Source organism: Luteimonas sp. A501 (genome assembly GCF_054052085.1).
Genome location: NZ_JBSVRI010000001.1, coordinates 974,669 through 991,848, shown reverse-complemented (window position 1 = coordinate 991,848; position 17,180 = coordinate 974,669). Strand labels below are relative to the sequence as shown.

The 17,180-nt window shown below is 69.5% G+C and carries 18 protein-coding genes; 7 read left to right on the top strand and 11 right to left on the bottom strand.

Annotation, left to right across the window (positions count from 1 at the left end; all coding sequences use genetic code 11):
* Position 1 precedes the first annotated feature (1 nt).
* From ACW7G5_RS04510 to ACW7G5_RS04490, 5 genes are all read right to left on the bottom strand, one after another.
* Positions 2-787 carry a succinate dehydrogenase iron-sulfur subunit gene (locus tag ACW7G5_RS04510; protein WP_457002172.1) on the bottom strand — a complete coding sequence of 262 codons (786 nt, stop codon included), beginning with the start codon at positions 785-787 and terminating at the stop codon, positions 2-4.
* Between the two features lie 13 nt (positions 788-800).
* On the bottom strand, positions 801-2,591 hold the full coding sequence (gene sdhA / locus ACW7G5_RS04505; protein ID WP_457002170.1) for a succinate dehydrogenase flavoprotein subunit: 1,791 nt from the start codon (positions 2,589-2,591) through the stop codon (positions 801-803).
* A 13-nt stretch (positions 2,592-2,604) separates the two neighbouring features.
* Positions 2,605-3,006, bottom strand: a complete 402-nt coding sequence (gene sdhD, locus ACW7G5_RS04500) for a succinate dehydrogenase, hydrophobic membrane anchor protein (RefSeq protein ID WP_457002168.1) — start codon at positions 3,004-3,006, stop codon at positions 2,605-2,607.
* Positions 3,003-3,392: a succinate dehydrogenase, cytochrome b556 subunit gene (gene sdhC, locus ACW7G5_RS04495; RefSeq protein ID WP_457002166.1), complete on the bottom strand. Its 390-nt coding sequence runs from the start codon at positions 3,390-3,392 to the stop codon at positions 3,003-3,005. Before sdhC ends, sdhD begins: the two co-directional genes overlap by 4 nt.
* Positions 3,393-3,476: 84 nt before the next feature.
* Complete coding sequence (locus tag ACW7G5_RS04490) at positions 3,477-3,644, bottom strand: DUF1674 domain-containing protein (protein ID WP_457002165.1); 168 nt, start codon at positions 3,642-3,644, stop codon at positions 3,477-3,479.
* A gap of 29 nt (positions 3,645-3,673) precedes the next feature.
* Between ACW7G5_RS04490 and ygfZ the strand changes: the two genes are divergently transcribed.
* Complete coding sequence (gene ygfZ, locus ACW7G5_RS04485; protein WP_457002163.1) at positions 3,674-4,627, top strand: CAF17-like 4Fe-4S cluster assembly/insertion protein YgfZ; 954 nt, start codon at positions 3,674-3,676, stop codon at positions 4,625-4,627.
* 157 nt (positions 4,628-4,784) lie between these two features.
* On the top strand, positions 4,785-5,279 hold the full coding sequence (locus ACW7G5_RS04480) for an OmpA family protein (RefSeq protein WP_457002161.1): 495 nt from the start codon (positions 4,785-4,787) through the stop codon (positions 5,277-5,279).
* A gap of 267 nt (positions 5,280-5,546) precedes the next feature.
* On the opposite strand, the gene ACW7G5_RS04475 is transcribed toward ACW7G5_RS04480, so the two are convergent.
* The 5 genes from ACW7G5_RS04475 to ACW7G5_RS04455 all read right to left on the bottom strand — a co-directional run bounded on the left by ACW7G5_RS04475 (position 5,547) and on the right by ACW7G5_RS04455 (position 13,347).
* Positions 5,547-7,826, bottom strand: a complete 2,280-nt coding sequence (locus ACW7G5_RS04475) for a thiamine pyrophosphate-dependent enzyme (protein WP_457002159.1) — start codon at positions 7,824-7,826, stop codon at positions 5,547-5,549.
* Positions 7,827-7,884: 58 nt separating this feature from the next.
* On the bottom strand, positions 7,885-10,524 hold the full coding sequence (locus ACW7G5_RS04470; protein WP_457002157.1) for a DUF3857 domain-containing protein: 2,640 nt from the start codon (positions 10,522-10,524) through the stop codon (positions 7,885-7,887).
* Complete coding sequence (locus ACW7G5_RS04465; protein ID WP_457002155.1) at positions 10,518-11,078, bottom strand: GNAT family N-acetyltransferase; 561 nt, start codon at positions 11,076-11,078, stop codon at positions 10,518-10,520. Before ACW7G5_RS04465 ends, ACW7G5_RS04470 begins: the two co-directional genes overlap by 7 nt.
* A 64-nt stretch (positions 11,079-11,142) precedes the next feature.
* Positions 11,143-12,312 (bottom strand): acyl-CoA dehydrogenase family protein, encoded by a 1,170-nt coding sequence (locus ACW7G5_RS04460; RefSeq protein ID WP_457002153.1) that lies wholly within the window; start codon positions 12,310-12,312, stop codon positions 11,143-11,145.
* A gap of 216 nt (positions 12,313-12,528) precedes the next feature.
* On the bottom strand, positions 12,529-13,347 hold the full coding sequence (locus ACW7G5_RS04455; protein WP_457002152.1) for a glycine zipper 2TM domain-containing protein: 819 nt from the start codon (positions 13,345-13,347) through the stop codon (positions 12,529-12,531).
* A 193-nt stretch (positions 13,348-13,540) separates the two neighbouring features.
* On the opposite strand from ACW7G5_RS04455, the gene ACW7G5_RS04450 reads away from it, so the two are divergent.
* Complete coding sequence (locus ACW7G5_RS04450; protein WP_457002151.1) at positions 13,541-13,774, top strand: DUF6116 family protein; 234 nt, start codon at positions 13,541-13,543, stop codon at positions 13,772-13,774.
* 5 nt (positions 13,775-13,779) lie between these two features.
* The gene (locus ACW7G5_RS04445; RefSeq protein WP_457002150.1) at positions 13,780-14,544 is read left to right on the top strand and encodes a TatD family hydrolase; all 765 of its coding nucleotides are present in this window, start codon (positions 13,780-13,782) and stop codon (positions 14,542-14,544) included.
* A gap of 64 nt (positions 14,545-14,608) precedes the next feature.
* Here the strand turns inward: ACW7G5_RS04445 and ACW7G5_RS04440 are convergent, their stop codons facing one another.
* On the bottom strand, positions 14,609-15,424 hold the full coding sequence (locus tag ACW7G5_RS04440; RefSeq protein ID WP_457002149.1) for a tRNA threonylcarbamoyladenosine dehydratase: 816 nt from the start codon (positions 15,422-15,424) through the stop codon (positions 14,609-14,611).
* Positions 15,425-15,490: 66 nt separating this feature from the next.
* Here ACW7G5_RS04440 and ACW7G5_RS04435 point away from each other — a divergent pair, with 66 nt between their 5' ends.
* The 3 genes from ACW7G5_RS04435 to ACW7G5_RS04425 all read left to right on the top strand — a co-directional run bounded on the left by ACW7G5_RS04435 (position 15,491) and on the right by ACW7G5_RS04425 (position 17,180).
* Entirely contained in the window at positions 15,491-15,970 is a 480-nt protein-coding gene (locus ACW7G5_RS04435; protein ID WP_457002148.1) for a hypothetical protein, read from the top strand.
* Positions 15,971-16,142: 172 nt separating this feature from the next.
* Positions 16,143-16,619 carry a glycine zipper 2TM domain-containing protein gene (locus tag ACW7G5_RS04430; protein WP_457002146.1) on the top strand — a complete coding sequence of 159 codons (477 nt, stop codon included), beginning with the start codon at positions 16,143-16,145 and terminating at the stop codon, positions 16,617-16,619.
* Positions 16,620-16,694: 75 nt separating this feature from the next.
* Positions 16,695-17,180 (top strand): DUF456 domain-containing protein, encoded by a 486-nt coding sequence (locus ACW7G5_RS04425; protein ID WP_457002144.1) that lies wholly within the window; start codon positions 16,695-16,697, stop codon positions 17,178-17,180.

The window sequence follows — 17,180 nt, the reverse complement described above, 5'->3', positions numbered from 1 at the left end:
ATCAGACCTGGCGGGCCAGCATCAGCTGCTTGATCTCGCTGATGGCCTTGGCGGGGTTGAGCCCCTTCGGGCAGGTCCGCGTGCAGTTCATGATGGTGTGGCAGCGGTAGAGCTTGAACGGATCCTCGAGATCGTCCAGGCGCGCACCGGTGTCCTCGTCGCGCGAGTCGACGATCCAGCGGTAGGCCTGCAGCAGGACCGCCGGGCCGAGATAGCGCTCGCCGTTCCACCAGTAGCTTGGGCACGCGGTGCTGCAGCAGGCGCAGAGGATGCACTCGTACAGGCCGTCGAGCTTGGCGCGGTCTTCCTTCGACTGCAGCCGCTCGCGGTCCGGCGGCGGCGCGCTCTGGGTGCGGATCCAGGGCTGGATGGAGGCGTACTGCGCGTAGAAATGGGTCAGGTCCGGGACCAGGTCCTTGACCACTTCCATGTGCGGCAGCGGGTAGATCGGCACCTCGCCCTTTCCGCAGTCGTCGATGGCCTTGGTGCAGGCCAGCGTGTTGGTGCCGTCGATGTTCATCGCGCACGAACCGCAGATGCCCTCGCGGCAGGACCTGCGGAAGGTCAGCGTGGGATCGACCTCGTTCTTGATCTTGATCAGCGCGTCGAGAACCATCGGGCCGCACTTGTCGAGATCGATCTCGTAGGTGTCGGTGCGCGGGTTCTCGTTGTCGTCCGGGCTCCAGCGGTAGACCTTGAACTCGCGCACGCGGGTCGAGCCCGCCGGCGCGGCGAAGTGCCTGCCCTTGTGGACCTTGGAGTTCCTGGGGAGTGAGAATTCGGCCATCTGCTTATCGATCCTAGTAGACGCGCGCAACGGGCGGGACGACTTCGACCTCATCGTCGAGCGTGTACATGTGCACCGGGCGGTAGTCGATGCGGGTGTTGCCCGCCTCGTCCACCCAGGTCAGCGAGTGCTTCTGCCATTCGGCGTCGTTGCGGTCCGGGAAGTCCTCGCGGGCGTGGGCGCCGCGCGATTCCTTGCGGTTCTCGGCCGCGACGATGGTCGCCAGCGACAGCCCCAGCAGGTTCTGCAGCTCCATGGTCTCGATCAGGTCGGAGTTCCAGACCAGCGAGCGGTCGCTGACCTTGACGTCGGCGAACGACGCGTGGATCTCGCGGATCTTGTGCACGCCCTCGGCCAGGGTCTCGCCGGTGCGGAACACCGCGGCGTCGGCCTGCATGGTGCGCTGCATGTTGTCGCGGATCACCGCCGTCGGCGTGCCGCCGTTGGCGTTGCGCAGCGTGTCGAGGTTGGACAGCGCCTTGTCGCAGGCGTCGCGGGCGAGCGTCTTGTGCGGCTGGCCCGGCTTGATGGTCTCGGCGCAGCGGTTGGCCACCGCGCGGCCGAACACCACCAGGTCCAGCAGCGAGTTCGAGCCCAGGCGGTTGGCACCATGCACCGAGACGCAGGCGGCCTCGCCGATGGCGTACAGGCCCGGGACCACGGAGTCCGGGTTGCCGTCCTTCAGCTGCACCACTTCGCCGTGGTAGTTGGTCGGCACGCCGCCCATGTTGTAGTGGACGGTGGGGATGACCGGAATCGGCTGCTTCTCGACGTCGACGCCGGCGAAGATCCGCGCGGACTCCGAGATGCCCGGGAGCTTCTCGTGGATGTCCTTGGGATCGAGGTGGGTCAGGTCGAGGTGGATGTGGTCCTTGTGCTCGCCGACGCCGCGGCCTTCGCGGATCTCGATGGTCATCGAGCGGCTGACGACGTCACGGCTGGCGAGGTCCTTGGCGTTGGGCGCGTAGCGCTCCATGAAGCGCTCGCCGTTGGAGTTGCGCAGGATGCCGCCTTCGCCGCGCACGCCCTCGGTGATCAGGCAGCCGGCGCCGTAGATGCCGGTGGGATGGAACTGCACGAACTCCATGTCCTGCAGGCCCAGGCCCGCGCGCAGCGCCATGCCGCCACCGTCGCCGGTGCAGGTATGCGCGGAGGTCGCGGAGAAGTAGGCGCGGCCGTAGCCGCCGGTGGCCAGCACCGTGCCCTGGGCGCGGAACAGGTGCAGCGTGCCCTCGGCCATGTCGATGGCGAGCACGCCGCGGCAGGCGCCCTCCTCGTCCATGATCAGGTCGAGCGCGAAGTATTCGATGAAGAACTCGGCCTTGTGCGCCAGCGACTGCTGGTACAGCGTGTGCAGCATGGCGTGGCCGGTGCGGTCGGCGGCGGCGCAGGTACGCTGTGCAGTGCCCTTGCCGTAGTGCGTGGTCATGCCGCCGAAGGGACGCTGGTAGATCTTGCCCTCTTCGGTGCGCGAGAACGGCACGCCCTGGTGCTCGAGCTCGATGATCGCGGGGATGGCCTCGCGGCACATGTACTGGATGGCGTCCTGGTCGCCCAGCCAGTCGGAGCCCTTGATGGTGTCGTAGAAGTGGAAGCGCCAGTCGTCCTCGCCCATGTTGCCGAGCGCGGCCGAGATGCCGCCCTGCGCCGCGACCGTGTGCGAACGGGTCGGGAACACCTTGGTGATGCAGGCGGTGCGCAGGCCCTTCTGGGCCAGGCCGAAGGTGGCGCGGAGGCCGGCGCCGCCGGCTCCGACCACGATCATGTCGTAGTTGTGTTCAGTGATCTTGTAGGCGTTGGTCATTTCGGGCGTCTTGTCAGGCCAGCAGCGCGATGCGGGCGATCGCGTACAGCGATCCCAGCGCGCCGAGCACGCAGAGGAGGATGTTGAGCACAAGCAGCGTGAGCTCGACGGCGCGGTTGTGCACGTAGTCTTCGATCACCACCTGGATGCCGAGCTTCGCGTGCCAGAACAGCGCCATCACAAACAGCGCCATGAGGATGGCGTTGTAGGGGCGCGAGAAGACCTCGTAGACGCGGCCGAGGTCGGCGCCAACCATCGACACCAGGGTGCCGACCAGCCACGGCACCAGCAGCGCCAGCACCACGGCGGTGACGCGCTGCCACCAGAAGTGGCCGGTGCCGGACTTGGCCGAACCCAGGCGGCGCGCGCGCGACAGCGGCGTGCGGTAGTCGGGGGTCACCTTGACGTCGCTCATGCCGATGCTCCCAGCGCAACGAACCAGATCAGCGCGGTCAGCACCACGGTGAGCCCGAACACGGTGTAGCCGGAGCGGTAGACCTCGGGAATCGACATGCCCCAACCGGCATCCCACAGCATGTGGCGGATGCCGTTGAGCAGGTGGTAGACCAGGGCTGCCGAGAACCCGAACAGCGCGACCTTGCCCAGCGGCGAGGCCAGGCAGGCGGCAGCGGAGGCATAGGCCTCGCCGCCGGCGGCGACGGCAAGCAGCCACCACGCGAGTCCGAACGCGCCGACCACCAGCGCGATGCCGGTGGCTCGGTGCAGGATCGACATGAGCATGGTGATCTGCCAGCGGTACACCTGGAGGTGCGGCGACAGGGGGCGGTTGGAATGGGTCATCGCGGCAGGCGTCTCTTGCTGGGCGGCGGCAGCGCCGCGTTGGCTTACGAAGGTCTTGCTGTGGCCGCGTCCGGCGGCCCCGCATCAGAAATCGATGCAGCGTCCGTTCTTCTCCCAGTCGCCGTAGCGCGTTGGATCGGGGCCGTCGCGCCCACCGAACTCGGGCGCCGGCGGCGATGCCGGAGCATCGCCCGGGGAGCTCGCCGGGGGCGTCTCCGGGGGCGTATCGCCTATGATTGCGGGATCTTGCACGAGTCGAAGTCTACGTCCCGGAGCACAGTTTGGACAAGCCAGCCGCCGCGCAGGCACCGTTTTTCGCCCTTTCCGACCATGCCCTGCTCGCGCTTGAAGGCCGCGATGCGATCGCCTTCGCGCAGGCGCAGTTCATGGGCGATCTTTCGAAGCTGGCCGACGGCCAGTGGCAATGGAGTGGCTGGCTGACGCCGAAGGGCCGGGTGCAGGCCCTGTTCGCGCTGCTGCGCGTGGGGCCGGAGACGCTGTGGCTGCTGCTGCCCGATGGTGACGCCGACGCGTTGTCCGCAGCGCTGGGGCGCTTCGTGTTCCGCAGCAAGGTGAAGCTGGGAATTCCCGGGGGGCTGTCGGTCTGCGGGGTGTTTGATGCGCCGAGCAACGTGGTTGGCGCGACCGCTGCGTCCGGCGCAATTGCAATGATCGATACCGATGGCGGCGTGGAACTCGATTTCGGCGACGGCACGACGCCGCGAACCCTGCGCATCGCGTCTGCCGGCAGCCTTGGCGAGACCGGAGCGGAGGCAGGCGATGCCGCTGCCGATGGTCCCCGCGTTGATGCCGACGCCCTCGCCCGCTGGCGCGCATTCGATATCGCGCACGGCCTGCCGCGCCCCGGCACGGCGACGCTCGAAGCCTTCACCCCGCAGCAGCTGTCGCTGGAGCGCCTGCGCGCCTACAGCGTGCACAAGGGCTGCTACCCGGGCCAGGAAATCGTGGCCCGCACGCACTTCCTCGGCCAGGCAAAGCGCGGGCTGGCCTTGTTCGGCTGCGCGATCGTGCCGGCTGCCGGTGCCTCGGTGATGGAGGGCGATCGCGCGCTCGGGACCGTGGTCGCGGCCGCCGCGGCCGGCGGCGAAGCGCCCGGCCACGCCGCGCTGGCGCTGGCGGTACTGCCGCTTGAGCGGGCGGAAGACGCGCCGCCGCTGCATGTTGATGGCGCCGCCCTGGCGCCGCTGTCGCTGCTGGACGGCCTGGCGCGCTGAGGGCCGGCGGCCCTGCCGCCGCCCCTCCGGAGTTCCCGAACAGCGGCTCCGGTTGCGGCACGGACACGTTCCGGCGTTATGCTCGGGCGCAGGGGGATCCGGAGCGGACGCTTGGCATGGGGCCATCGCGCCGCCCGCAACGAACCAGGGGAATCACATGTATCGCCAGTGGAAGCCGACCTTGGCCGCGCTCGCGGCCACCTGCCTGATCGCAGCCTGCGCGACTGCGCCGGAGCCCGCACCAGCAACGCCGGAGCCGCCACCGCCGCCGGCCTCGTTCAACCACACGCTGTCCGGCGATGCGCTGTTCGCGTTCGGCAAGGCCAGCGTGGAGAACCTGAGCGATGCGGGGCGCGCGGAGCTCGATGATCTGGCGGCGCGGGTATTTGCCACGTCCGGCATCGAGGCGGTGCATGTGATCGGCCACAGCGATCGCATCGGCAGGGACACGGCCAACGTGGAGCTGTCGCGCAAGCGCGCGGCGGCGGTGCGGGATCATCTGATTGCCGCGGGTGTGCCGGGTGAGCTGGTTACGGCGGTGGGGCGTGGCAGTGTGGAGCCCGTGGCCGACTGTGATGATGTGAAGGGGCAGGCATTGATTGACTGTCTTGCGCCAAACCGTCGGGTTGAGGTACGGGTCGTCGCGCCTTAAGGCTTGGCGGGGGCGGAGGATGGGCGGGTACTCCGCCGGCGTCGCGCCTTTGATTTTCCGGCGGGCCGCGGGAAGGCGCTGCAAGGCGGGTTGGGGGGTGCGGAGTGGGCATAAAGGCCCGCGCAGCGGGACAGCCCACGGAGTACCCACCGACCTGCCGTACCGCGCGCCTTCGGCGAGACGTCGCAACATGTAGCCGGTCGCAGCTATAGCTGCTCCTACAGGTGGTTGCGGGTCGGGTGGCCGCGAGGTCGGGTGGTTGCGGGGTCAGGTGGCGGCGAGGCGGTCGGCGGCGGCGACGATTTCTTCTTCGGACGGGATCACCAGGAAGGCGGCGCCGGCCAGCGGGGTGAAGGTGTCGGCGCCGGTCACGCGCAGGAAGGGGCGCGCGGCGAAGCCGCCCTCCACGATCGCGGTCACGATGCCCTCGCCCACGCCGGCGCTGCGGCGGCCTTCGTCGACGATCAGCATGCGGGTCGCGCTCGCGGCCTGGTCGCGGATGAAGTCCTCGTTGAGCGGGACCAGCCAGCGCAGGTCGACCACGCGCACCTTCCAGCCGTGCTTCGCCTCGATCGCGCGTGCGGCGCGCAGGCTCATCGGCACGCCGTTGCCGTAGCTGAAGATCACCAGATCCTCGTGGTCCTCGTCGTAGACGCGGCCTTCGCCAAGCTCCATCGACTCGCCGGGAGCCGGGAACTCCGTCAGCCAGCCGCCGTCGCCAGGCTCGTGCAGGTCCTTGGTCATGTACAGCGCGATCGGCTCGAGGAAAGCGCAGACGCGACCGTCGACCTTGGCCAGCGCCATCATCGTGCGCAGCATGGTGGCCGCGTCGTCGCCGCGGCTGGGGCAGCCGACCACCAGGCCCGGGATGTCGCGCAGCGCGGTGATCGAGTTGTCGTTGTGGAAATGCCCGCCGAAGCCGCGCTGGTAGCCGAGCGAGGCGATGCGCATCACCATCGGGTTGCGGTACTGGCCGTTCGAGAAGAACTGCAGTGACGCCGCCTCGCCGCGGATCTGGTCGCAGGCGTTGTGGAAATAGGCCAGGTACTGGATCTCCGGCATCGGCAGCAGGCCCATGTTGGCGTAGCCCTGGGCGAGGCCGAGGATCACGGTTTCGTCCAGCAGGGTGTTGAACACACGGCGCGCGCCGAAGGACTTCTGCAGGCCCTTGGTGACGGTGTAGACGCCGCCCTTCTGGGCCACGTCCTCGCCGAACAGCAGGGCTTCGGGGTACTTGGCGAACAGGTCGTGCAGGGCCTGGTTGATCTGGATCGCGAGGTGCTTCGGCGGCTGGTTCTCGGGCAGCTTCGCTTCGCTGCCGAACACTTCAAGGCGGCGCTCGTCGTAATCGGTGCGCCCGGCCTCGGCGGCCACTGCGTCGGGCGTGTAGGGAGCCAGCGGCGCCATCACGTCTTCGAGATTGTCCAGGCGCGGGCGGCTGTCGGCGTCCTCGGCGGCGGCGAAGCACTTCGCGCGCGTGGCCTCGTACAGGTCGATGACGTCGTCCTTCGACATCAGTCCGGACTCGAGCGCGATCGCGGCCGAACGCAGCAGCGGATCGGTGGCTTCGACCGCGCACAGCTCTTCGATCGAGCGCCATTCGATCTCGAAGTCGGTGCCGGCGTGACCCATGATCCGGGTGGTGCGCAGGTGCAGGAAGGTGGGGCGACGGGTGCGGCGGCAATGGTCGACGGCGCGCTGCACGTCGCCGTAGCCGGTGGCCAGGTCCAGGCCGTCGGCGGTGAAATAGTCCAGGTCCGGGCGCTGCGCGAAGTTGCGCGCGATCCAGCCGTCGGGCGTCTTCACCGAGATGCCGATGCCGTTGTCCTCGCACACGAACAGCACCGGTGCCGGCAGCTTCTGGTAGGCGGTCCAGGCGGCGGCGTTGAACGCGGTCTGCGCGGTGGCGTGGTTGCTGGATGCGTCGCCGAACGAGCAGATGGCGATGCTGTCGCCCGGCACCGGCAGCGGATGGCCGATGCGCCTGCCCTGCTCGATCGCGACCGCGGTGCCCAGGGCCTTTGGCAGGTGCGATGCGATGGTGGACGTCTGCGGCAGCACCCACAGCGGCTTGCTGCCCCACACCTTGTGGCGACCGCCCGAGGCCGGATCGTCCTTTGACGCCGCGAACGACAGCGCCGAATCCATCACCGGATCCATGCCCGGCAGCTTGCGGAAACGCTCGGCCATGAAGGCGCCGGAGCGGTAGTGCAGGAAGGCGGGATCGGTGTGGCGCGTCGCGCGCGCCACCATCGCGTTGCCTTCGTGGCCGCTCGATCCGATGGTGTAGAAGACCTTGTTCTGTACCCGCAGCACGCGCGCCATCAGGTCCAGGTGGCGGCTGACCAGCTGCGATTCGAACAGCTCCATGAAACCGGTGGCGTCGAGCGCGCTGCCGGGCAGGATGGCGTCGTCGGCGCCGGGCGCACGGCCGTTGCCACCCTCCCAGCCGCGCACGAATTCGCTGAAATTGACGTCGCAGATCTCGGCGCGGTTGAGGCCGCGCATGCGGGCGGGGATCGGGGACGGAACGCTGGAACTGGTCATGGCTTGCGATGCTCCGGACGGGGCTTGCAGGAAGGCTGGGATCGATGGGGGGACGGGATCACAGCCCCCCGCCCCCGGAAAAATAGACGACGGCGGCCACCAGTCCCACGACCAGCACCAGGCCGACCAGGAACAGGAAGGACAGCACGAACGCGCCAAGCGTCTTGGCGCGCCCGGTGGATGCCGCCACCGCGCTTGCATTGATGCTGGTCACCATGCTCCAGCACACGCCGGTGAACACCAGCAGCACTGCGAGCAGGACGCCGGGGACGTCGGACGGCTGCATTTCATGGCCGTCGGCAAAGGCCTGGATCCGGCCGCCGAGCGCCATGCCGGCAAGGAGCAGGAACAGCAGGTAGGGCACGCAGGCCCAGGCGGCGGCCAACAGCAGGTTGCCGAAGCCTGCGCGCACCGAAAGCAGGCGCAGGCAGCCCATCAGCAACAGGGTGTAGAGCGGGAACCAGACCAGCGACGCCACGAGGCTGGCGATCGCCAGGACCAGGTTGCCGCCGCGGGACTCGCCGACGAAATCGGGCGCCGCGCCCAGCACCGCGGTCAACGCGATCAGCGCCAGCGCCGGCCACCAGGCACGGGGGCGTTCCAGCAGCGTCGCCATCGTCGGCCTTGGCGCGAACAGCATTCCCGACAGCCGGTCCCTGCGCCTGCGCCTCCAGGCCAGGCCAAGCAGCGCGGCCAGGACGACGGTTGCCGCCGCCGGCCAGGCCCAGTCCGCGGCACGGGCCGAAAAAATGGCCGGCGTTGCGTCCAGGTCGACCCGGTATGCCAGCAGGTCCCTGGCGCTCTCCATGTCACTGCGGAAGCGTGCGTAGTCCGCGGCCGGGACTTCGTCGGCGTGGCGGCGCCAGCTGCCGGAGACGACCAGGTCTTCGCCTTCCACTCCGACCCGTCGCTCGAACGAGAACCAGGGGTTCTCGACCAGATCCACCCCGGGCGTGATGGACCAGCCGCGCGCATAGTCGACGCGGATCGTGTGCGTTGCGTACTGCGGCCCCGCGAGCAGGCGCGGCGCTGTCCTGGCGCGCTGTGGCAGCGTCGGCAACCAGTCGCCAAGCTGGAACAGGACGATGCCGAAGGCCTGCCCTTCCCGCTCCATGTTCCAGTCGAGGCGGTAGCCCTCGACCGTGCGCATCACGCCCGGCGCCGGCGGCTCGGCGGCATCGGGCCGGCCGGCGGCGGCGATGCCGTCGTAGAACGAGCGCATGTAGGACAGATAGCGTTCACCGATATCGCCGCGCGCGCTGTCCTCGTACTGGACGCGCCGGTCCTCGGCCTCGCCGCGGCGGTAGTCGGTCACGACGCCGAACAGGGCCCGCGCATCGCCACCCGAAGCGTCCAGGCGAATGCGCTGGGTGACTTCGACGTCGGGAAGCGCGGGCACCGGCGCCGGAATTTCCACCAGCCCGCCGCTGCTGTACACCGGCAGGCCGTAGCGGAACGGCAGCGGCTCGCGCTCGCCGAGCGGCGCGCGTTCGCGGCTGCGCGTGGCGTCGATCCAGACGTCGCCATCGTCGGTGCGCGCGCGCACCACCACGTGGTCGAAGGCCAGCGGGCTCGGCAGCCGCTTCGCGACGGCGCTGCGTGCAAGGGTGTTGACCAGCACCGGCTCGGCCTTGATCCCGGCTTCGGCCAGCAGCGACACCAGCAGCGAGGACTTGTCCTTGCAGTCGCCGAAGCGGCGCTCGAGCGTGGTCTCGGGCGGGCTGGGCGCGTGGGAATGGCTGCCCATGTCGATCGCGGTGTAGCGGACCTCGCCCTGCACGAAGGCGATCGCGCGCTCCATCGAGCCCATCGGATCGGCCGCATCCAGCTGCAGCTTCGCGGCCAGCTCCTGCGCCAGCGCGCGGTCCCGCAGCCGCGCGGGATACAGCGGCTTCGCCCAGGCGGCGACCGCGGACCAGTCCTCCAGGGTGGACACGCGCAGGCGCCCGAAGCCGTCGTGCCACTGCGGCGTATCGTCGTCCTCGACGATGCGCGGCAGGTCGGAGGCCCGGAATTCCAGGCTGCGGTAGCCGTCGCCACCGCCCTGCGCGACGCTGTATCCGGGCCTGTCGACGCGGTGGTTCAGGGTGACATCCGGCCGGTGCAGGAAGCGCACGCGGCGCTCGGCCAGCGCGACGCCGTAGCCCGCCGCATAGGTGTCGTGGTACTCGCTGCCGAAGATCGGGTTGGCGCCGGTGACGCTGAAGCGGTAATCGATCCGGTCGTCCACGCGCACGTCCGGCACCGTGACCTGGACCGTCAGGCGGCCGTCGAGGATCCCGGACTCCATGTCCGATTCGCGGCGTAGCACCTGGATGTCGGCGCGCTGCCGGCGGTCGATGCGCTCGCCATCGCGCAGCAGTTCGATCGCGTGGATCTCCACGCGCTGGTACAGCGGCTGGAAGTCGATCGACAGGCGCGCCGCGTCCGCAAGCCCGCGCTCGCTGATGACGCGCTCGACCAGGCGCCTGTGCCAGACCGGCTCCGCGCCCAGCAGGTTGACCTGGTCGTCGACCAGCAGGTAGCGGATATCGTCGGCGACCGGTGCGGTGCCGGCGTCACCGCGAACCGGCTGCAGCTCGATCCAGTCCGGGTCCGGCGCGATGCTGTGCTGCGTGGCGCCCTGCACCGGCGCGACGAACAGCGCGATGGCCAGGGCGAACAGGCAGGCCGCAAGGGTCCCGCGATGCTTCAGCACGATGCCTGCTGCCCCCGCGGGCGTGCCTGCCACTCGTCGCGAGTCTGGCCCCAGACCTCGACCGCTGCGTCCTCGTGGGGCGCAGGCAGCCGCCCGGGCCCCTTCAGGGTCGACCCGAGGCGCTTGGCCACCTGCTGCGACGCAAGGTTCTCCGACGCGATGCAGTGGATGAAGTCGTTCCAGCCGAGGTTCGCCAGCGCCCAGTCGATCGCGGCGGTCGCGGCTTCGGTGGCGTAGCCCCTGCCCCAGGCATCAGGATGGATGGAATAGCCGATCTCGTTGCCCGGCCAGCCCTCGGGCTTCCACGGCCCGGCCTGGCCAAGCCAGACGCCGCTGTCCCTGTCGATGATCGAGAACATGCCGAAGCCCTGCAGCATCCACGCACCGGGCTGCTGCAGGAACCTGCGCCAGGCCGCGGCGCGCGGGGCATGGCCGCCAATGTGGCGCGCGGCCTGCTCGTCGCCGATCAGCTCGGCGAAGCGGTCGAAGTCTTCGAACCGCGGCACGCGCAGGACGAGGCGTTGGGTTTCGAGTCGGATATCGGCCTGGGACATGGCGGATCTACCTGTGGCGCTTGGACCGATGTGGCGCCGAGGGTACGGCGCCCCGGATGGCGATTCAGCCGCCGAAGGCGTTGATGCCCGTCAACTCGCGGCCGAGCACCAACTGGTGCACGGTCTCGGTGCCTTCATAGGTGATCACCGATTCCAGGTTGAGCGCGTGGCGGATCGGGCAGTGCTCGGTGGTGATGCCGGCGCCGCCAAGCAGGTCGCGTGCCTCGCGGGCGATGTCGATGGCCATGCGGCAGTTGTTCCACTTGGCCACGCTCACCTGCGTGGGCTGCATCTTGCCGGCGTCCTTCAGGCGGCCGAGCTGCAGGCTCAGAAGCTGCGCGCTGGTGATGCGGCGGGCCCAGTCGGCCATCTTGAGCTGCGCACTCTGCGTTGCCGCCACCGGGCGGCCGAACAGGATGCGTTCCTTGCTGTAGTTGAGCGCTTCGTCCAGGCAGGCGATGGCCGCACCGATCGGGCCCCAGGTGATGCCGTAGCGGGCCTGGGTCAGGCAGCCCAACGGGCCCTTCAGGCCCTTCACGTTCGGCAGCCGGTTGGCTTCGGGCACGCGCACGCCGTCGAAGAACAGCGCGCTGGTCACCGATGCGCGCAGACTCATCTTGTGCTTGACCTCCTGCGCCTTGAAGCCGGCAAAGTCCTTCTCGACCACGAAGCCCTGGATGCCATCATCGGTCTGCGCCCAGACAATCGCGATGTCGGCTACGTTGCCGTTGGTGATCCACATCTTGGAGCCGTTGATAATCCAGTCGTCGCCGTCGCGCTTGGCGTGGGTTTTCATGTTGGCGGGATCGGAGCCGCCGTGCGCCTCGGTCAGGCCGAAGCAGCCGATGACCTTGCCGGCGGCCATGTCGGGCAGCCAGCGCTTCTTCTGCTCTTCGGTGCCGTAGGCGAAGATCGGGTACATGCACAGCGAGGACTGCACGCTGGCAAAGCTGCGGATGCCGGAATCGCCGCGCTCCAGCTCCTGGCAGATCAGGCCGTAGCTGACGTAGTTGAGCTCGGAGCCGCCGTATTCGGCCGGAAGCGTGGCGCCCAGCAGGCCGAGGCCTGCGATCTCGGGGATGAGTTCCTTCGGGAAACGGCCTTCGTCGAAGCATTCGCCGATGATCGGCAGCACGCGCTCGTCGGTGAAGCGGGCGACGGTGTCCTGCACCGCGCGCTCCTCTTCGCTGAGCAGGGAGCGGACGTCGTAAAGGTCGTACGGATTCAGGGCCATGCAAGCGCTACCGGTGGGCGGGAAACCCCGCATTGTAGCGGCGGCCGGGCAGCCTGGGGGCCGCGCGCTGTTGTGGGAGCGGCTATAGCCGCGACCGGGCCGCGGCAGGATCATTCGCGGCTATAGCCGCTCCCGCAAAGGGCAATGGGCCAGAAACAGGATGGCCGCGACCCGGGTGGGGGTGCGGCCATCGTTGCATTACCAGCTGCGGGCGGATCAGCCGCGGTCGGGGCCGTTGTCCAGGGCAGCGACCTGGGTCACGACCTGGCCATCGATCACCGGCAGGCGGTCGCCGGGGCGCTCGTCCATGCGGATGCTGCGCTCGACGCCGTCATAGCTGTAGGTGACGTCGTAGCCGACGGTCACGTCGGTATCGCCCAGGGCGATGCGGTTGCCGGGCTTGCTGTCGGTGCGCATGGTGCCGGTGGTGCCGTCCGGGTTGCGGTAGGTCACCGTGTAGGCGACCACGCGCGAGGACTGCGAGCTGTCCTGCACCGTGTGGCACTGGCGGTCGATGCGCTCGACCACCTGGCCACCAACGTGGCGGCGATCGACCTCGCGGCCGGCGAATCCGCCGCCCACCGCGCCGGCGACCGTGGCCAGCTTGCGGCCGTTGCCGCCGCCGACCTGGTTGCCGACCAGGCCGCCGATGACCGCGCCGGCCACGGTGCCGCCGACGTTGCCGTCGCGCTCCGGCAGACGCTCCTGCACCACGACGTCGTTGCAGACCTCGCGCGGGCTGTTGCTGGTGGTGGTTTCACGGATGGCCTCGGAGCCGATCACGGTGGCGTACTGGGCCTCGCGCTCGGTCACCGGCTCGATGGCGAGCACGCGGGCGTATTCGAGGCGGCCATCGGCCGGGATCGCAGCGTCGTCGCCGAAGCCCAGGGCGCCATTCCCGTTGGAATCGACCAGGCCCGCGGCCGGCGCGATGTCGGCTCGCGGCGCATCGTCGCGGTTGCCCTGGAACGCGGCGACGGCGACGCCGCCGACCAGCAGCGAGGCAAGGGCGATGGCAAGCGTGTTGTTCTTCATATCGGGCTCCTCGGGGGCGAAAGCGCCGGTTGTCGGGGGTATGGCCATGAAATGGATCTGGCGTAACGGGATTCCAACATTCGCCGCCTGAACCTTTGCGGAGCCAGCGGCGCGGGACTGCACGAGGCGTGAACCCGTGCCCACTCCGCTGCGTGCTAGCGTGCCGTCCTCGTGTCCACCGAGGCCGAAGACCGTGCCCAATCCCCTCCTTGTCGCCCCACTGCTGCGCTGGCTCGGGCGCCTGAGCTATCCCAAGCTGTTCGTGGTGGCTGCGGCCCTGTTCGTGCTCAACCTGTTCGTGCCCGACCCCCTGCCCTTCATCGACGAACTGCTGATGGGCATGGGCGTGCTGCTGATCTCGCGGCGCAAGCGCAAGGGCGCGCCGCCGCAGGGCCGGGTAATCGACGGCGAAGCCCGCCGCGGCTGAGCGCGATGCTGGTCGATTCGCACTGCCATCTGGATGCCGCCGAGTTCGATCGTGACCGCGGCGAGATCGTGGCCCGGGCCCGCGCCGCGGGCGTGGCCATGCAGGTACTGCCCGCCACGCACGCCGACGAATGGCCCGCCCTGCGCGAGGCCGCGGCCGCGGATTCCGGCCTCCACGCCGCCTATGGCCTGCACCCGACCTTCCTCGAACACCATCGTGACGCCCACCTGCCGCTGCTGCGCGAGTGGATCGAACGCGAGCGTCCGGTGGCGGTGGGCGAATGCGGCCTGGACTTCTACATCGAAGGCCTGGATCCCGCCGCCCAGGCCACCTTCTTCGAGGCCCAGCTGCGCATCGCGCGCGACGCCGACCTGCCGCTGATCGTCCACGCCCGGCGCGCGGTGGACCAGGTGACCGCCGCGATCCGCCGCATCGGTGGCCTGCGCGGCGTGGTGCACAGCTTTTCCGGAAGCAGGCAGCAGGCGGAGAAGCTGTGGGAACTGGGCTTCATGCTGGGGCTGGGCGGGCCGGTCACCTACGAGCGCGCCAACCGCCTACGCACGCTGGCCGCGACCATGCCACTGGAGCACCTGCTGCTGGAAACCGATGCTCCGGACCAGCCCGATTCCTGCATCCGCGGCCAGCGCAACGAACCGGCGCGGTTGACCGTGGTCTGCGAGACGATCGCGCAGCTGCGCGGCGTGCCGGCGGCGGAGGTGGCCGCGGCGACGACGGCGAATGCACGGCGCTTGTTCGGGCTGCCGGGGTGAATGGCGGGACCGGATCGCGGCTATAGCCGCTCCCACATCAGGGCGTTGGTGAGTCGCTCCCACATCAGGGCGTTGGCGCGGTTTCCTGCACGGGTGCGCGCGCCAGCAGCATCTCCAGCGCCTTGCCGGCGGCCGCGAACGCGAACGCGCCGGTGATGTGCGTGGCGGCGCCCAGCCCGCCGCCGCAGTCGAGCTTGAAGCCGTCCTCGCCGCCGACCCGTGGCCGCAGTCCGCAGACGCTGCCGTCGGCCTGCGGGTAGCGCACGTTCTCGAGCGAATACACCGCCGGCACGCTGAAGTAGCGCTTGGGGCCCGTGGGGAAGTTGAACTCGGCGCGCAGCTTCTTGCGGACCAGGGCCAGCATCGCGTCGTGCTCGGTCTTCGACAGGTCGCGCACGCGCACCAGCGTCGGATCCACGCGCCCGCCGGCGGAGCCCACGGCCACCAGCGGCAGCTTGCGGCGCCGGCACCAGGCGATCATCTCGACCTTGCTGCGGAAGCTGTCGCAGGCATCGACCACCAGGTCGTAGCCGCGGTCCAGCAGCTGGTCCAGGTTCGACGGGGTCAGGAAGCTGGGCACCGCGTGCACCACCATCGCGGGGTTGATCGCGCGGCAGCGCTCGGCCATGGCCTCGACCTTGGCGCGGCCGTACTGGCCCGCGAGCGCCGGCAGCTGGCGGTTGGTGTTGGACACGCAGAGATCATCGGCATCGACCAGGGTGAGCGTGCCGACCGCGCTGCGCGCCAGCGCCTCGGCCACCCACGAGCCCACGCCGCCCAGCCCCACCACCGCGACGTGGCAGGCGGCGAAGCGTTCCATCGCGCCGCGTCCGTAAAGGCGGTCGATGCCGGCGAAGCGTTCGGTCCAGGTCGTGTCCATGGCGGCATTTTAGCGACCCCGCCGCATACAATCCCCCTTTTCGCCACGCCCACCTGGAGCCAGTACATGTCGACGCCGAAGCCGCAAGCCACGCCGAGCAACCCGTCCACGCCGCGCAAGGCACCTTCGGCCGCGAGCCGCTACCTGTTCGTGTTCCTGCTGGGACTGGTGATCGGCGTGGTGGTGGTCGTGATGCTGATGCGCACGCTCGAGGCCCGCAAGGGCTGGCAGGACCACTATCCGCACGCGGCGATGCAGCTGATGTCGGCGCACAGCGCACAGCTGCGCCAGAAGCTCGACGCCAACCGCTGCGCCGCCACCGACGTGCTGCCGCACCTGCAGGCCATGCGCACGCTCGGCAATGATCTCGACCCGGCCTTCCCCGATCTGCGCGACAACACCCGCTTCGCCGCGCACACCGGCAGCTTCCGCGCCACGCTGGACAAGGCGCTCGCCTCGCCGCCGCTGAACTGTGCCGGCCTGAAGAGCACGCTCGAGGACGTCGGCGGCGACTGCAAGTCCTGCCACACCGACTTCCGGGGCTGAGGGCGGCGGCACAGGCAGGCGGCGCCGTCGCCGGCGCCTGCCTGTGCATGAACGATTCCTGCACGACCCGGGGCCAAACGCCCCGATGCCGCCGCGATTGATTGGCTGTTCACATCCAGCCACCTAACGTCGGCACCAAGGCATCCCTTCCCGTGCCGTGCAGGAGTCCGCAATGAAGATCCGCCTCATCAGCGCCAGCGCGATGATCGCCGCAGCCACCCTGGTGGGCTGCGCAAGCACCAGCCCCGGATACTCGGGCGGCGGCTATGACAGCGGCTACGGCAATACCTCCAGGGCCTGCGACACCTGCGGCGTGGTCACCCGGATCGACCATCGTGCACGCGCATCCAATACCCCCAACGCCACGGGTGCCGTCCTCGGCGGCATCGTGGGCGCGGTAGCCGCGCGCGAGATCACCCAGCGCAATACCGACAGCGATGGCCGCGCCAACACCGCGACCGTGGCCGGCGCAGTGGGTGGCGCGGTTGCCGGCAACGCGATCCAGAACCGCGTGCAGGGACAGTCGGTCTACGACGTCCACGTGCGCCTGGACAACGGCCGCATGACGGTGGTGACGCAGAACGACCTCGGCGGCATCCGCGAGGGTTCGTACGTGAACGTTGCCAACGGCCGCGCCAGCGTCCGCTGAGCGGAACTCCAGACTCTCTCCCTCTTGTTTTTACGGCCCGCCCTGCGGGCCGTCTTTTTGCGGCAGACTGACGCGATGGACCTCCAGCACCTCTACTACGCCATCGCCGCAGTGCTGGTCCTGGTCGGCATCGCCGGCACCATCCTCCCCGCCCTGCCCGGCCTGCCGCTGGTCTTCGCCGGCATGGTGCTGGGCGCCTGGGCTGGCGGCTTCGAATACATCGGCGTCCCGATGCTGGTGGTGCTCGGGCTGCTGACAGTCTTTTCCCTCGCGGTCGACTTCTGGGCCACCGCGCTGGGGGCGCGCCGCGTCGGCGCCAGCGGCAAGGCGGTCGCGGGCGCGGTGATCGGTACCTTCGTCGGCATCTTCTTCGGCCCGATCGGCCTGTTCGCGGGCCCGTTCGTCGGCGCACTGGCGGGCGAACTGATGCATGGCCGCGGCGTGGCCCAGGCCACGCGCGTGGGTGTCGGCACGTGGCTCGGCATCGTCTTCGGCACCGTGCTCAAGCTGGCGCTTGCATTCACGATGATCGGGCTGTTCGTGCTGGCGTGGATTTTCTGA

Bases quoted from the DNA above. Each gene is read 5' to 3' on its own strand.
- ACW7G5_RS04510 (WP_457002172.1), bottom strand. From the start codon at position 787: ATGGCCGAATTCTCACTCCCCAGGAACTCCAAGGTCCACAAGGGCAGG.
- sdhA (WP_457002170.1), bottom strand. From the start codon at position 2,591: ATGACCAACGCCTACAAGATCACTGAACACAACTACGACATGATCGTG.
- sdhD (WP_457002168.1), bottom strand. From the start codon at position 3,006: ATGAGCGACGTCAAGGTGACCCCCGACTACCGCACGCCGCTGTCGCGC.
- sdhC (WP_457002166.1), bottom strand. From the start codon at position 3,392: ATGACCCATTCCAACCGCCCCCTGTCGCCGCACCTCCAGGTGTACCGC.
- ACW7G5_RS04480 (WP_457002161.1), top strand. From the start codon at position 4,785: ATGTATCGCCAGTGGAAGCCGACCTTGGCCGCGCTCGCGGCCACCTGC.
- ACW7G5_RS04475 (WP_457002159.1), bottom strand. From the start codon at position 7,826: ATGACCAGTTCCAGCGTTCCGTCCCCGATCCCCGCCCGCATGCGCGGC.
- ACW7G5_RS04465 (WP_457002155.1), bottom strand. From the start codon at position 11,078: ATGTCCCAGGCCGATATCCGACTCGAAACCCAACGCCTCGTCCTGCGC.
- ACW7G5_RS04460 (WP_457002153.1), bottom strand. From the start codon at position 12,312: ATGGCCCTGAATCCGTACGACCTTTACGACGTCCGCTCCCTGCTCAGC.
- ACW7G5_RS04455 (WP_457002152.1), bottom strand. From the start codon at position 13,347: ATGAAGAACAACACGCTTGCCATCGCCCTTGCCTCGCTGCTGGTCGGC.
- ACW7G5_RS04445 (WP_457002150.1), top strand. From the start codon at position 13,780: ATGCTGGTCGATTCGCACTGCCATCTGGATGCCGCCGAGTTCGATCGT.
- ACW7G5_RS04440 (WP_457002149.1), bottom strand. From the start codon at position 15,424: ATGGACACGACCTGGACCGAACGCTTCGCCGGCATCGACCGCCTTTAC.
- ACW7G5_RS04435 (WP_457002148.1), top strand. From the start codon at position 15,491: ATGTCGACGCCGAAGCCGCAAGCCACGCCGAGCAACCCGTCCACGCCG.
- ACW7G5_RS04430 (WP_457002146.1), top strand. From the start codon at position 16,143: ATGAAGATCCGCCTCATCAGCGCCAGCGCGATGATCGCCGCAGCCACC.
- ACW7G5_RS04425 (WP_457002144.1), top strand. From the start codon at position 16,695: ATGGACCTCCAGCACCTCTACTACGCCATCGCCGCAGTGCTGGTCCTG.